The following is a 14,239-nucleotide window of genomic DNA, read 5'->3' as shown; positions in this document are numbered from 1 at the left end:
GTGACGGACGAATGAAGTTCCGCGCCCTCCTCGTCAGCTTCCTCCTCGTCGCCGCCGTGTTCCCTGCCGCGGTGGGTCCGGTTGCAGCGAGCGAACAACCGAGGCCGGTCTGTGGTGTCTGTAGTGACCCGTTCGAAAGCACGGCCAAAAATTCGGGTATCGAACTCGCCGTCGAGTCCAGCGAACTCGACGTGCACGTCGGCGACGACGGCGTCGGTCACTGGACTGCTCGCGTCACGGTGAACGACGCCGCCGCTTCGACGTTCCGCGACGACCCAGAACTGCTCGAACAGGTCGTCTCCCAGACGTTCGACGACGGGCGCTTCCGCGTCGACGACCCGGAGAACCTCGAAACCCGGATGGACGGCGACACTGTCGTCGTCACGTTCGACGTCCCCGAGATGGCGTACCGAGGCTACGGCGACGTACTCCTTGTGGACTACTTCAACGCCGACGGTAACACGCGGTTCGTCTACGTCGACACCGACCGGTTCACCGTCAGCGGTCCCGACGGGACTGTCCTCGTCAACGACCCACCGAGACTGAAGACGGGAGAGGAGACAGCCGCGACGTGGCTCGGCGGACCGGACGACAGACCAATGCTCGACGACGAGACGTACCTCGCGTTCGGTCCGGACCGGTCACTGACGACGCAGGCCGCGGCACGCGCGACTATCGCTGCCGACTCGGCGTCGTACCTCGTGCCTGACCTCCTCGGTGCCGCACTGATTCCCACGCTCCTGATGGCACTCGGTGTCGTCGCCGTCCAGTACGTCACGAAGCGGTTCGACGGCGACGGTACCGACGTGGCACTGCTCGGTGCCCTCGTCGGCGGACTCGGACTCGTCTGGATGCTTGGACTGGTCGCGATGGGGGTGTTTTCCGGCGGTCTGAGTGCAACCGCGTGGACGCTCGGGGTGCAGTTCCTCGTCGTCGGCGCCGTCGCCGCACGTCGACCGGATGTGCTCACGTTCTGGCGCGTCGTCGCTGCGTCGGTCATCCCACCGATAGCCGCAGTTCTGCTCGTCTCACTATTTACCAATACGTATCTGCCGTGGGGTGCGCCGAGTGCGCTCTCGCTCGGCGTCACCGTCGCGTTGTTCCTCCCGTTCGGCTACGCCACCCGCCGAGATATCGACGCCCGGCCGTTCGCCGTCGCCATCGTCGCCGCACCCGTCGTCTTCACCATCCCGACACTCCCCATCGGTGGGTTCGGCCCGGCGTTCATGTTGATACTCCTCGTCGGATGGACGCTCCTCACGCTCGTTGCGGGAGCGCTCGTCTACAGACTCGGGTGGGCACTCGGCGGGCTGACAGATGGTTACCAACCACCGGAATCTGCCACCGAAACGGCCACGTAACGACCAGCGAACCCGAGGACGAACCCGACGCCTGCGAGGAGGCCACCGGCGACGAAACCGGTCGCGATACCCTGTGCAACACCCATACTCGGCGTCGTCAACTCGGTCAGACCCAGTGCGGTGAAGAACCCGAGGACGGGGTCACCGCCCATCGCCAGCGCACCGACGATACCGTCTCCTCTGAGTGCGGCGAGGAGGCCACCGCCGACACCGAGGAGCGCGAGCGGCCACAGACGCAGGCCGAACGGATACGAGAGCGGGCCAACGACTGCTGGTGGAGCGTGTGCCACCACGACGAGAACGAAGAGGGCGACACCGACGACGAGATGCTGACCAGTCGGTGCGTCGTCGCGTCCGACGAAGAACTGGTCGAGCGTGTTCACACAGTCATTTCGATTAATTGCCACGTAAACGTTCGTCTCCGCAATCGTCACGTAGTCGCCCGCAGAACCACCGTCCATGACCGACACTGACGTTCGCGTCGTCACGACTGACGCGGGACGTGAAGACGCCTTTGCGGTCCGAAAGGCCGTATTCGTAGACGAACAGGGCGTCGACGAGGAGTTAGAGTGGGACGAGTACGACGAACCAGACTCAGAGTCAGTTCACTTCGTCGGCTATCGAGACGACGAGGCAGTCGGCGCGGCCCGACTCCGGGAGTACGAACACGGCGTCGGCAAAGTCGAACGCGTCGCAGTCCTCGAATCCGCCCGCGGAGAAGGGTGGGGGAAGCGACTGATGGAGACACTGGAGGCCGAAGCGAGAGAGCGGGAGTTCGGCACACTCGTCCTCCACGCCCAGACGTCCGCCGAGGGATTCTACCACGGACTCGACTACGAGACGACGAGTGACGTGTTCGACGAGGCGGGCATTCCGCACGTCAAGATGGAGAAGTCGTTGTAGGCGGTTTCGCCAAAACGAGGGCGACGCTCCGGTCGTCAGTCTTCGTTCGACACGGACTTTTTGACTGGCTGACTTCGGCGTTCGTTTCGAAGTTTGAATCCGTCTGCTTCTTCGCGAGCGAGGAGTTCGCGCTGTGGGAACGGGATTTTGATGCCTTCGCGGTCGAACGCCAGTTTGACGTTTCGGAGCACCTCGGCTTTCGCTCGCATCCGGCGCGGAGCCGAGGGGTTCGTTATCCAAAACAGGAGTTGGAGGCCGATAGACGAGTCTTCGAACGCCTTCGGCATCACCTGTGGTTCCGGCACGCTCTCGACGAAGTCGAGGTCGGTCAACGCTTCTCTGGCCACGTCTTCAGCGTGTTCGATATCTGTCTCGTAGTCGACTCCGACGTCGAGTCTGAGGCGGAGGCGGTTGCGTTTCGTCCGGTTGACTATCTTCGCGTTGGTCACTCGGTCGTTCGGGAAGACGACCGCCTCGCCGTCGGCGTTGCTCAGTCGCGTGTTGATGATGGTGATGTCGGTGACGATACCCTCCGCGTCGTCGATTTGCACCCAGTCTCCGAGTTCGAACGGCCGGGAGAACATCAGGACGAACCCGGCGATGAGCGACCCGAGGGTCTGTCTGGCGGCCATCCCGACGACGATGCCGAGGAACCCGGCACCGACAAGGATGCCACCGATTTCGAACTGCCAGACGGTGAGCGTCGCCATGGCGACGGCGAGGAGGACGACCACCTGTAGGACGCGGAAGGCGATTCCCTGCTGGTGGGCGTTGATGTTCTCAGAGTTCTTCGCGTACGACTCTAACTGCGCTTCGAGGACGTTCGTGCCGGCAATTGCCGCCGCGAAGAGAACGAGCGTCGCGCCGATTTTGGCGACGTTCGGGAGCGCCATGGTGACGATAGCCGCCAGGTCGGACGCGAGGGTCTCGAAGCCCCACAACCACAGTAACGACAGACTCACCCCGACGAAGATGCTGGACTGAAGCGTTCGAACGACGATGGTCGCAGGAAACATCCACGCGACGTCGTTGACGGCGTCTGGAACCTTCGGATGTTCGAGAACTCGTCTGTCGAGTTCTGTCGCCGCTCTCGAGACTGCACGTGGTGCGAGATACAGTGCCGTCCCGAGTGCCAGTGCGACGAGCGCTGCCGAGATACCGATTCGCTCTTCGGTCGAGACGAACTGTGCGAGTGTCGAGCGAACGTTGTCTACCCACGTCTGCATGACCCCTACGAGCCCCCCATGACCGTCATCGTACCAGTCAGGATTCTGAGAGGGGAAAAACGTGGCGGAGACACTACCAGTAGTGAGAATCGGTGGGCCGTTCGTCCCGTAAAAACCTGGAGGAAAAACTTCGAACCTCGCTTACAACCGCTTCGACACGTACGGTCCGTCCTGATAGTACCCGAGTTTCTCTTTGTAGTACTGTCGGACACCGATACCCGAGATGACCGAAATCTTGTCGAATCCGGCATCGCGGGAGAGTTCTTCGGCGTGGGCGAGGAGTTTGCGGCCGAAGCCCTTGTGTTGCCAGTCGCCGTCGGCACCGATGCCGGCCTCGGACCCGTAGACGTGGAGTTCACGGACGAGTGCGGCGTTCTGGAGTTCGCGGCGGACAGGGTTCCCGGGGAATCGCAAGCGGCAAAAGCCGATGAGCAAGTCTTCGACGGGGTCCTCGAACGAGATGAAGTGTTCCGTCCCGCCGGACGCTTCGTACGTCATCACGTCGAGTTCGACGCGGTCCATGTCGGGGTCCGCCTCGTTCATCCCGACTTCGCGGGCGCGGATGTCGCGGGGGACGATACCCCTCTCTTCGGCCCGTTGGGACGCGAGTTGCCGGAGGTTGGACTTCCAGACACCGGCGTCGATGAAGTCCGCCGGGATGTCGCGCTGGACGCGCTGGAGGCGCGTGTACTTCGGAATCATGCCCATGACTTCCGCGACGATGTCGGCCGCTTCCTCGTTGTTCAGCGGTTCGTACTCGCCGCGACGCCACATGTCGTAGGTGATGGTGTCGCGGACGATGAGCGTCGGGTAGATTTTCAGGTAGTCCGGCCGCCAGTCGCTGTTCTCGAACAGTTGGCGGAAGTCCTCCAGACACATCTCGCGGGTCATCCCCGGTTGCCCGGGCATCATGTGGAACCCGACTTTGAACGCCGAGTCGCGGAGGCGACGGTTGGCGTCGATAGACGCCTGCACGCCGTGCCCACGGTGCATCTCGCGGTTGATGCGCTCGTAGGTCGTCTGGACGCCGACTTCGACTTTCGTCGCGCCCAAATCGAGCATCCGGTCGATTTGCTCGGGGTCACACCAGTCGGGTTTCGTCTCGAACGTCGTCCCGATGTTGCGGATGTCTGCCGTCTCGTTCTCCGCGATGACGTCTTCGAGATATTTGAACTCGACATCCTCGGGGTCGGGGGCGAACGACTTCTCCTCGGCGGGTTCTGGCTCTTTCGAGAGGTCGTAGTCGTTCATCGCTTCGAGCGCTCGCTTGACGAACCACTCCTGGTAGTCGTGACTCCGGGCGGTCATCGTCCCGCCCATCAAGATGAGTTCCACCTTGTCCACCGGGTGGCCGATGTGGCGGAGTTGTTCGAGGCGAAGCGTGACCTGCCCGTAGGGGTCGTAATCGTTCTGGACGCCGCGCGCGGCGGCGGGTTCGTGACCGGTGTACGACTGCGACGAGGAGAACTCGCTCGCCGGCCCACCGGGACAGTAGAGACACTTCCCGTGCGGGCACATGTGCGGCGAGGTCATGATAGCGACCGGTGAGACGCCGGAGGCGGTGCGGACGGGTTTTCGTCGGACGACCTCTTTGACCTCCTCACGGCGGTCCTCGGGTGCGTACTGCAGAATCTCGGTGTTCTTCGGCACCTTCGGCGAGGAGTGCTCGGAACAGGCGTCGAGTTTCGCCGATTCGAGGTCGTCGCGGTCGACGTCGCCCGCGAGGATGCGCTCGACGAGCGCTTCGCAGGTCCGCTCGAACGCCTCGGACTCGGTGTCGGCGCTCACGGACTCACCTCCCGGGTGGCGACGTGGTGACGGGTCATAGGCGCGAATCGGGCCGTTTCGTGGATAAGCGTGTCGCTCGACGGTGTCGAATCAGCCCTCCGTCGAGAACGAACGAGGAGGAGTCTGGATTGTCGCTTAGAACTGCTCGGCAGCGGCCTCGAAGACGGCGTCGAGGGCCTCGTCGCGTGCGCCAGAGAGGAACTCGATGCGGCCTTCGCGGATGCCTGCGGCGGCGAGTCCGGCCTCGGGTGCCTTCTCGGCGGCCGATTCGACGACTGCGCGGAAGTCCAGCGCGCCAGTCGCGCGGAGGTACAGTTCGTCCATGCCGAGGGCGATGGTGACGAACTTGTCACCGTCGCGGTTGCGGCGGTGCAGTTCGTCCACGAGGAGGCTGGTCGGCGGGAAGTCGAAGCGGTGACTGAACGCGTCGGAGTCGAGGACGATACCGGAGACGTCGTCGACACCGCGGACCGTCAGGTTCGCCTCCGCCGTCTCGATTTCGTCTTCGAGTTTGATGCGGAACTGTTCGGAGACGTGGCCGGCGAGGCCCTCGTCGGCGTCGAACAGCAGGTCGGCGATGAGTTCGCGCTTGTCCTGGTAGGACTGGTAGTACGCTTCCAGCGCGATAGCCTCGCGGAGTTCGCGGACGAGGTCCGCGTCGAAGCCGTGTTCGGCAGCCAGGTCGAGATACTGCTGTGGGCAGTTCTCCCAGTAGCTGACTGCGGGCAGGTGCGAGACGTCGTCGCGCACGTCTTCGTTGACGGCGGCGGCGAGCGTCGCGGCCAGTGCCCCAACCGACAGGTCGCTGGCGTCGGCACCCTCGTGGGCGGGGTTGACGAGCACGTCGACTTCGGCGGCGACTTCCTCGTCTGCGGGCGCGGCGTCGACGACGACACGCTCGGAACCGTAGACACCGAGCAGGCCGAGGCCGTCGAGCGACTCGGCGGTCGAACCCGCACCGAGGAGCAGCACGAGCGGGAGCTTCTCGTCGTGGCGGTCCCGGTCTTCGAGCATCCGCGTCACGTCGTTCGTGGCGGCGTCCATGCCGTAGACGGCCTCTTCGAGCGGACGGCGGGTGAAGTAGTGGTACTCGGCGTCGTCGCGTGGGTGTTCCGCGCGGATGAGCGGGAGCACGGCGCGTTCGACTGCGGCACCGGCGACGTAGCCATCTGCAGTCGCCGTGTGACGGACGACGATGGGGCGCGATTCGAGGACGGCACGGCGGATGGCCTCGGCGGCGTCGAGCAGCGACTTGCCGACGGAGGCGACCGGTTCGTGGTCGACGAGCGGGGCGATGGCGTCGGGTCGTGCCTCGTCCGAGAGCGCGTCAGCGAGACGCTGAGAGACCGTCTCGGCTTCGTCGCCGCCGAGAATCGTCAGTTCTTCGGTCTCGATTTGGAGTTCGCCGCGGCGGCGTTCGACTTCGCCGTCGATGCGGACGAAGTTGCCCACTTCGACACTCGGGTAGGCACGGACGCCCGCTTCGACGAAGGCGGCACAGTCGGCGACACCCGTCTCGTCGCGGAGTTCGAAGACGGTCGGACCGCCAGTCTGGCGGACGCTCGCGATTTCGCCTTCGACGCGGACGACGTCTCCGACGTGGTTCTCGATGTCGTCGAGCGCGACGCGTTCGGGGGCGGCCGTCTCTTCGGTCGCTTCTTCGACGGGTTCCGCTTCGACAGCGTCTGCTTCGGCTTCGGCTTCGGCTTCTGCGTCTGCTTCTGCGTCTGCCTCGGACGCGTCCTCCGTTGCGATATCCTCGACGACGTCTTTAGCGGTCGGGGCCTGCCCCTCGGTCGACTCGGCGACTTTCTGCTCGGGTTCGCTCGTCTCTTCGACGGGCTCCGGTTCGGCCTCGGCGGCTTTCTGCTCGGGTTCGCTCGTCTCTTCGACGGCCTTCGTCGTCGCGCCGGCGGGTTTCGTCGTCTTGCCCGTCTTCGGTCGAGTCTTGATAGCGGCAGAACCGCCACGGCCGCGGTCTTTCTCGATGGGGTCGCCGTCGGCGTCGCCGTCCGGGTCGTGGACGCGAGCGCCGCGGAACTCGGACTCGGTCTCTCGAATCGACCATCCAAGGTCGACGTTACCGTTGTCGCGGACGTTCTTGACCTGGACGAACACGTCGTCGCCGGGTTCCCATTCGAGGGTCTCTAATCGGCGGTCGAGTTCGCTGCGGTGAAGCAATCCAGTGACGTTGGGTGCAAGGTCGACGAAGACACCGAAGTCGGCGTACCCGTCGACGGTGCCTTTGTAGAAACGGCCGGGAACGAGTTGGTGGGGACTATTGCCCCGGAACTCGAACCAGACGTCCTCCTCGTGCGTAATCCAATCCATTGGAGTTAGCAAACAACCCCTAACTAAAACGATTGTCGAAAAGCGCTCAGGCTAGAGAGACACGCGTGTGGCCGAATTTCTGTGGTCCGAGACGGGAAAACTACACCAGTGAGAGCGCCGCCGCCAGATTCGAAATCGCCCGAAAACCGCCGAATGCGTAGCCAAAGACGACACCTGCGGGAACGGCGGCGCCGAGCGCTGCCTTGGCGAGCGAAGTCTGGTGGACCTCGCTGATACCGATAGTGAGGAGTGTGGCACCGTACACCACACAGAGCGCGCGGAGTCCCGGAATCGGGACACTGGCGAGCGCACAGGGTGCGGCGGCGTACGCGATGACCTGTACAGTCTCGCTCACGCCGGCACGGCGGGACAAAAGCGGGATGAGAAGCGCCGTCTGAATCGCCGCCGTCAGGTGGAGCAACGCCGGCGCGACGAAGAGCGCGACGACGAGCAGGGCAATCACTGCGGAGACGACTGGGCCGCCCTCGATAGCGGGTATCGTCGCCGGGGCGAAGGTGTACTGGAGGCCCTGATAGACCAGCGCGACGGCGATAGCGAACAGCAGGCCCGGTGCTTGGTCGCCCGGCGCGACGCCGTCACGGAAGAACTGACGGGGGCGAACGAGGACGGCGACCCACGCACGAAGGATACCGGAGACACCACGGTCACGGCCTTCACGGGGGGTCTCGACCCAAGTAGTCACGGTTTCTCTAGTCGCGCCGGAGTGTATGACAGTTCCGGCATCGGGCCTCGTAGGACTCTTCGGCACCGACGAGAATCGTCGGGTCGTCGACGTGAGCGGGTTCGCCGTCGATGAGACGCTGATTGCGCGACGCGGGTTCGCCGCAGATAGTACAGATTGCCTGCAGTTTGTCGACGTACTCCGCGAGTGCCATCAGTTGCGGGAGGGGTTCGAACGGTTCGGCGCGGAACGTCTGGTCGGTTCCGGAGACGACGACGCGCTTTCCGTCGGCGGCCAACTGCTCGCAGACGTCGACCAACTCCGCAGAGAAGAAGTTCGCCTCGTCGATGGCGACGACGTCCTCGCCGTTGAGTTCCTCGACGATTTGCCAGACGCCCTCGCCCTCCGAGGGAACGATGCTGGCCTCCCACGAGCGTCCTGCGTGGGACCCGACGGTGGTATCGCCGTACCGGTCGTCGAGTGCCGGTTTGAACACGGCAATCTCCTGTCCGGCGATTTCCGCGCGCCGGAGACGCCGTAAGAGTTCCTCTGTCTTCCCCGAGAACATGGACCCGGAGATGACCTCGACCCAACCGCTTCGCGTGATGGCGTGCATATCTCAACAGGGGGACGAGCAGGGTCAAAACGATTGTTCATCCGCGCCGACTCTCAGCGATTCGTGACCGTCGCTGGTGACGAGCGCTTAGTCGTCGGCACCGACGTTTTCGTCGCTCTCGAACGTCGATGGTTCGGGTTCGATGTTGGCGTACTGGACGACGTCGTGGCCGAGGCGCTCGATGCGTTTCCGCAAGTCGTCGTCGACGAGTTCGGTCCCTTCGAACGCCGCGGAGGCACGCGGGACTGCGGCCTGATGGGGGAGGACCCACGCGTTCAACGACCGGCAGACAGAACGCAGGTGGTCGAGGGCCGTGACGGGGAACGACCCGCCGGCGACGGCGAGCAGACCGACCGTCTTCTGACTGAATTCGTCGAACCCACAGTAGTCGAGAGCGTTCTTGAGGACGCCCGAGTACGACCCGTGGTAGACTGGCGTGCCCAGAAGCACGGCGTCTGCGGCGTCGACTTTGCTGACGAATGCCGCCGAGTCACCGTGTTCGTCGTAGTCGGCGTTCAGCGGCGGCAGGTCGAACTCGCGAAGGTCGATGAGTTCGGTCGTCGCACCGGCGGCCTCTGCACCGTCGAGGGCGTACTGGAGCGCCAGTCGCGTGAAACTGTGGTCGCGGAGACTCCCGGCGATTGCGACCACGTGTGTCTGTTGCATATGGAGTCTCATCGGGTCGGTGGTCAAAATAGCGTCGGCCGACGGCAGAGACGACGCACGGGCGTAACAGACACGCTGTTCCGCGTCCAAGATGACGTATGAACGTCGTCTTTCACGTGTCCAGTGGCACCCTCTCGGAGGTCAGTCACGCCACGAACAACGTCCGAAACCTCCTGCGAGACGAGACTACTGATAGCGAGGTGGTGACGCTCCTCGCTAACGGTGATTCGGTCTACTTCTTCACTGCCGACTCACCAATCGCCGACTACGTCGAATCGCTCATCGAAGCGGGCGTGCGCTGTCGCGTCTGTCGGAACTCCATCACGGGACGCGACATCGCTGCCGACGAACTCGTCGACGGCATCGAACTCGTCCCCTCGGGCGTCGGTGAACTCGTAAAGCGACAGGCCGCGGGCGATGCGTATCTGAAAGTGCCGTAGTCGGCACCGATACACCCTCACGTAAGCGACACCGACACCCCTCCGAACGGTTAAGTTGACAGCGGTCTGTCTATTTTCCGTGCCAGAGAGGTCTGTCGAGCGACTCGGACGACGGCGCGTTCTCACAGCGATAGCGGGCGTTCTCGGTCTCTCGGGGTGTCTCGGGTCCCCGACGGACGAGTCGTCCACGTCGGACGAACCGCCATCGACAGAGACGGTGTCGCCGACGCCACTCACGCGAACCGCCGATGGTGTTCGGGCGACGTTCCGAGTTCTCGACGGTCACAAACCCACCGACGACACAGTTCGGGCGACGTTCGAAGCGTCCCGCGTCGTCGTCACGGGCACGATGGACCCGAAGAACTGTCGTCGGCCGACGCTCTCGAACCTCGAATTCGACGGCGACGCGCTTCGAGTCGTCGTCGGCGGAGAACCTCGGTACCCGGACGAGGACGTCGAGTGCGGCAACGCGAGTTACGACTACCGATGTGTCGTCTCAATCGACGGCGAGATACCGAATCGGGTCGACGTCGTCCACGACTATCACGGCGACGACGCGCAGACGTTCACCGTAAAAAATGATTGAGGGACACAATTCACACTTCGATTACGCGTGTTCTGGCGGACACCGGACGGTGGGGTTGAAGTCAGCGAACGTCCCCTCTGGATTCGCCTTCCAAACCCACACGTGAAGCGTGTAGAACGGAACCGCGTTCGGCGGGTGTGACTCCCGTCCGAAGAGGGTGAACGGACTCGTCGAGATGTACTCGACTGCCACGAGGTGGCGTTTTCCGCCTCGCTCTTCGTAGACCAACCCCTCGGGGTTCTCCAAGTCGACGCTGTCGTCGACGAGGCCGAAGTTCACGTAGTGGTACCCCATCGCTCCCTCACCAAACGGATTCGATACACAGTGGTCATCTCGGACGTATCCGTCTTCGATGGCCGTTTCTTCGTCGTGATACTGCTTCGTCGCGCGCCGGACCGTCGCCAGGTCCTTGTTCAGGTCGGAGTTGTCGTACTCGTTCGCCGCAACGAGTCCCGCCCCCCCGGCGACGGCAGCGCTCGTCCCCAGCAGTCTGAGGACGGTTCGTCTCGTAACGAGAGACATAGCAGATACTAGTCTGGTTTACTCCTCGAAAGTAATGGGATGAGTAACCGAGAACGACCGAGTGACGGTCCAGATAACGTGATATTAGCTGACCGACACCCACGTGTCGTCAGCGACGAAGCCGAACGGTGCCGTCGTCGCTCTGGGCGTCGAACTCGACTAGCCCGTCGTCGTCCAAATCCTCCAGCAACCCACGTAGCCACTCCTCACCGTTCTCGCCGCCGTAATCGACTCGCACGCGAGGACCGAGTTCGTCCAGCGTCAACTCGTCGTACTCGCCCAGAATTCGAACGACACGGCCACGCATCTGTCGCCTGCTCCCCTCGAATTTCGGTTGTGTCGGCACGTCGGGTGCAGTGAAGTCTCCCGTCTCGTAGGCGTGACACCACTGCCGCCACGGACACCCAGACTCGTCACACGCCGGCGTCTTGCCGCAGGCGACGCCACCCAATTCCATGATGGCGTTGTTCCAGACTCTCGACTGTCCCTCGGGCATGAGTTCCGACGCCGCCGACTCGAACGCCGTGTCGTCGTCAGGCACGGCGAACGCCCGATGGAGCACGCGCTTGACGTTGGTGTCGACCACTGCGTCGCCGTTGTTGAAGGCGAACGACGCGACGGCGTTGGCCGTATAGGGGCCCACGCCCATGAGTTCCGAGAGACCATCTGGGGTCTGCGGGAACTCCCCACCGTGGTCCTCCATGACCTGCTGTGCGGCCTCGTGGAGGTACTTCGCCCGGTTGTTGTAGCCGAGACTGTGACTCGTCCAGAAAGCCACCACGTCGGCTCTGTCGGCGTCTGCGAGGGTAGCAACCGTCGGCCACTCGTCGAGGAACGCCTCCCACGCCTCGACGACGCGCCCGAGTTGCGTCTGTTGGCTCATCACCTCGGAGACGAGAATCTCGTAGGGGTCGTCGGTCCGCCGCCACGGGAACTCGCGATGGTCGTCTTCGTACCACTCGACCAGCGCCGTCTGGACTGCGTCGCTGTCGAGGTCAGAGGGGAGCGCAGACTCCGCGTCACTCATCGCCCGGGCTTGGGACGGGGTGCGTTTAGCCGTGGCGATGCCGGGTGGTCGGTGCGTGAGTTCGTCGAGCGTCAGACGACGGCGTGGGAGAAACTCACGTCGTAGGTGTCGCCTTCGTAGGCCACGGGCCACGCCATATCGTCGAGTCGTCTGTCCTCGGGGACGGCCTCCAATCGCTCTTTGAGGCCAGCGAACCCCTCCGAGAGCGGTTCGCATTCGTCGACGTCCTCCTCGATGGCGCGTTCGAACACCTCGCGTTCGGCCTCTGAGAGGCCGTCGAGCGTGACGACGAACTCGTCGCGGACGAACGCGACGAACGTCGTCCGGTCGTCGGCAATCGCTTCGAGTGTGTATCTGTACGTCACTTCTTCGACAGTCTTGGTTCCGCTGACGGTCACTTCGAGTGGCCGTCCGTCGTACCGAATCCAAACGGTTCCAGCGTCCAGCAATTGTGAGTTTGCACCATCGGGGTAGACGTACTCGTATCCGCCAATCGAGAACCCATGTGGGTCGCCACCGCGCTTCAGTTTCTCGGGGTACGCGCTCAGGAACGCTTCCTGGTCGGCCTCCGGAAGTTCGTCGAGCGAGAGGACAGTCGCGTCGTCGGACGGCGTCGTCTCCTGGTCGTACTCCATGCTGACCACGTGGGCGGTTCGTTCTCGCGTCGCCGTCTGTTCGCGTTCGACGCGGTAGTACGTCCCGTCGTGTTCGACGTAGATTCCCTCTCGCAACGGTGGACTGTGATACGTCGAATACGTGGCCTCTCCTTCGCTGGCGGCAGTCGAAATGAGTTCGTTCGCCGTCTCTTCGTACTGGTCGTACGGTTCTTCGGTGGCGAAATCGGCCAGTTCGGCGTCTGAGAGTGGTTGCACGTAGAGCGTGTAACTCGACGGGCAACCGGTGCCGAAGAAGGGCACCGCCGCACACCCTGCGAGGAGGGAGGTGGCGGCACCAGCGACGCTACCGAGGAGGGCACGACGGGAGCGTGACGGAGGCATGTCAACTGCTACTCACATCGCTCATAAGTGTCTTCTGTGGGACGAAAAGAGGAGAACTACGCCTTACATCACCGAGACGATTGGGCAGTTGACCGTCGCCGCACCCGCGGCGAGTTGCTCCGCGTCCGTGGCCGAGTCGAGGTCCGAGACGCTGTCGAAGTCGGCGTTGTCGTAGATGTTCACCAGCCACAGCGGTGAGTATCCGGAATCACCGGGGAGCGTCGCCACGACGTTGTGGGTCTGGTCGCTTCCGTCTTCGGTCACGAACCCAGATGCGGGTCCGCCGCCGTCCTCACCGGGGTTCACGTTGAACGTGACGTGGATGGGCGAGAGTGGGACGCTCTCCCCGCTCGTCGTGAGCGGTGCTTCCGTGAACTGGAAGTAGGACACGACTTTGCCCTGATACCAGCCTTCGACGAGGCCGGTGTCTTCGTCGCCGTAGCGCATGGAGGCCGTCGAGCCATCGGGCACGACGGGGCAATTTACGAGTATGTCGGTCGCCTCCATCTCGTAGCCTGCCGCGCCGATATCCGCGAGACTCGTCACGGTGTTCGCTTCGTAGTCTTCTGGGACCGTCACCTTGTGGACGTGCCAGAAGTCGTTGTAGCCCTCGTCTCCCGGAATCACGTCGATGACGTTGAGTTGCCCCTCGACAGGCGTGTCTTCGCCCTCGCGGAAGAGCGCGTAGATTGGTGCCGGCGTCGTCGTCTGCACGTCGAAGTTGTAGTAGCGGACGACTTCACCGTCGGGTCCGAGGCCCTGTGTGATGAAGGGGCCGTGGTCGAAGTCGACCGCTTCGTCTGCTGCTGGGAGGCCGTTTTCGTCGGTCCGGACCATCAGCGTGCCCGCCGAGTCGCTAAACCGGTCGATGCTCGCCCGTGGTGCCGACGCGGGGTCGGTGGGCGTCATCCCGCCCATCGACCCGCTGTCGTCGGCCGTTTCGGTCGCTGTCTCGGTGGTCGTGTCCGTCGCCGTCGTACCGTCTCCGCTCCCGCTTCCGGTCGACCCGGTACAGCCAGCGAGGAGCGTCGTTCCAGCCAATCCTGCGGCGACGAGGAACCGTCGTCGTGTCGTGTGTTGTGACATCGTCGAG

General features: G+C 63.6%; 15 protein-coding genes. 4 read left to right on the top strand and 11 right to left on the bottom strand.

The window, feature by feature from the left end; translation table 11 throughout:
• The first annotated feature begins 11 nt into the window (after positions 1–11).
• Positions 12–1,361, top strand: a complete 1,350-nt coding sequence (locus ACK3R5_RS08990; RefSeq protein ID WP_411966746.1) for a hypothetical protein — start codon at positions 12–14, stop codon at positions 1,359–1,361.
• Here the strand turns inward: ACK3R5_RS08990 and ACK3R5_RS08985 are convergent.
• The gene (locus tag ACK3R5_RS08985) at positions 1,322–1,744 is read right to left on the bottom strand and encodes a hypothetical protein (RefSeq protein ID WP_411966745.1); all 423 of its coding nucleotides are present in this window, start codon (positions 1,742–1,744) and stop codon (positions 1,322–1,324) included. The two genes, ACK3R5_RS08990 and ACK3R5_RS08985, sit on opposite strands and share 40 nt — an antisense overlap.
• 76 nt (positions 1,745–1,820) lie before the next feature.
• On the opposite strand from ACK3R5_RS08985, the gene ACK3R5_RS08980 reads away from it, so the two are divergent.
• Positions 1,821–2,264, top strand: coding sequence for a GNAT family N-acetyltransferase (locus ACK3R5_RS08980; protein ID WP_411966744.1), 444 nt, complete (start codon positions 1,821–1,823; stop codon positions 2,262–2,264).
• 35 nt (positions 2,265–2,299) lie between these two features.
• Here the strand turns inward: ACK3R5_RS08980 and ACK3R5_RS08975 are convergent, their stop codons facing one another.
• The 6 genes from ACK3R5_RS08975 to ACK3R5_RS08950 all read right to left on the bottom strand — a co-directional run bounded on the left by ACK3R5_RS08975 (position 2,300) and on the right by ACK3R5_RS08950 (position 9,573).
• Positions 2,300–3,490: a mechanosensitive ion channel family protein gene (locus ACK3R5_RS08975; RefSeq protein ID WP_411966743.1), complete on the bottom strand. Its 1,191-nt coding sequence runs from the start codon at positions 3,488–3,490 to the stop codon at positions 2,300–2,302.
• A gap of 141 nt (positions 3,491–3,631) precedes the next feature.
• Entirely contained in the window at positions 3,632–5,278 is a 1,647-nt protein-coding gene (locus tag ACK3R5_RS08970; protein WP_411966742.1) for a tRNA uridine(34) 5-carboxymethylaminomethyl modification radical SAM/GNAT enzyme Elp3, read from the bottom strand.
• 135 nt (positions 5,279–5,413) lie between these two features.
• A complete protein-coding gene (locus ACK3R5_RS08965) occupies positions 5,414–7,609 on the bottom strand; it encodes a DHH family phosphoesterase (protein WP_411966741.1) in 2,196 nt (731 codons plus the stop codon).
• 100 nt (positions 7,610–7,709) lie between these two features.
• Positions 7,710–8,258 (bottom strand): YIP1 family protein, encoded by a 549-nt coding sequence (locus ACK3R5_RS08960; protein WP_411965809.1) that lies wholly within the window; start codon positions 8,256–8,258, stop codon positions 7,710–7,712.
• Positions 8,259–8,319: 61 nt separating this feature from the next.
• Positions 8,320–8,907 (bottom strand): thymidine kinase, encoded by a 588-nt coding sequence (locus tag ACK3R5_RS08955; RefSeq protein ID WP_411963718.1) that lies wholly within the window; start codon positions 8,905–8,907, stop codon positions 8,320–8,322.
• Between the two features lie 87 nt (positions 8,908–8,994).
• A complete protein-coding gene (locus tag ACK3R5_RS08950; RefSeq protein ID WP_411966740.1) occupies positions 8,995–9,573 on the bottom strand; it encodes an NADPH-dependent FMN reductase in 579 nt (192 codons plus the stop codon).
• Between the two features lie 98 nt (positions 9,574–9,671).
• Here ACK3R5_RS08950 and ACK3R5_RS08945 point away from each other — a divergent pair, with 98 nt between their 5' ends.
• Positions 9,672–10,013, top strand: coding sequence for a DsrE family protein (locus tag ACK3R5_RS08945; protein ID WP_411966739.1), 342 nt, complete (start codon positions 9,672–9,674; stop codon positions 10,011–10,013).
• A gap of 79 nt (positions 10,014–10,092) precedes the next feature.
• Positions 10,093–10,599: a hypothetical protein gene (locus ACK3R5_RS08940; protein WP_411966738.1), complete on the top strand. Its 507-nt coding sequence runs from the start codon at positions 10,093–10,095 to the stop codon at positions 10,597–10,599.
• Between the two features lie 21 nt (positions 10,600–10,620).
• Here the strand turns inward: ACK3R5_RS08940 and ACK3R5_RS08935 are convergent, their stop codons facing one another.
• The 4 genes from ACK3R5_RS08935 to ACK3R5_RS08920 form a co-directional block, all read right to left on the bottom strand.
• A complete protein-coding gene (locus tag ACK3R5_RS08935; protein ID WP_411963714.1) occupies positions 10,621–11,121 on the bottom strand; it encodes a hypothetical protein in 501 nt (166 codons plus the stop codon).
• Between the two features lie 109 nt (positions 11,122–11,230).
• Entirely contained in the window at positions 11,231–12,148 is a 918-nt protein-coding gene (locus tag ACK3R5_RS08930; protein ID WP_411966737.1) for an A/G-specific adenine glycosylase, read from the bottom strand.
• A 71-nt stretch (positions 12,149–12,219) separates the two neighbouring features.
• Entirely contained in the window at positions 12,220–13,146 is a 927-nt protein-coding gene (locus ACK3R5_RS08925) for a hypothetical protein (protein WP_411966736.1), read from the bottom strand.
• A 63-nt stretch (positions 13,147–13,209) separates the two neighbouring features.
• Positions 13,210–14,232 carry a hypothetical protein gene (locus tag ACK3R5_RS08920; RefSeq protein WP_411966735.1) on the bottom strand — a complete coding sequence of 341 codons (1,023 nt, stop codon included), beginning with the start codon at positions 14,230–14,232 and terminating at the stop codon, positions 13,210–13,212.
• Between the last annotated feature and the right edge of the window lie 7 nt (positions 14,233–14,239).

Source organism: Haloferax sp. YSSS75 (genome assembly GCF_046764215.1).
Taxonomy (GTDB): domain Archaea; phylum Halobacteriota; class Halobacteria; order Halobacteriales; family Haloferacaceae; genus Haloferax.
Note: the sequence above shows the minus strand (reverse complement) of the source record. Positions and strands in the feature narration are given on the sequence as shown.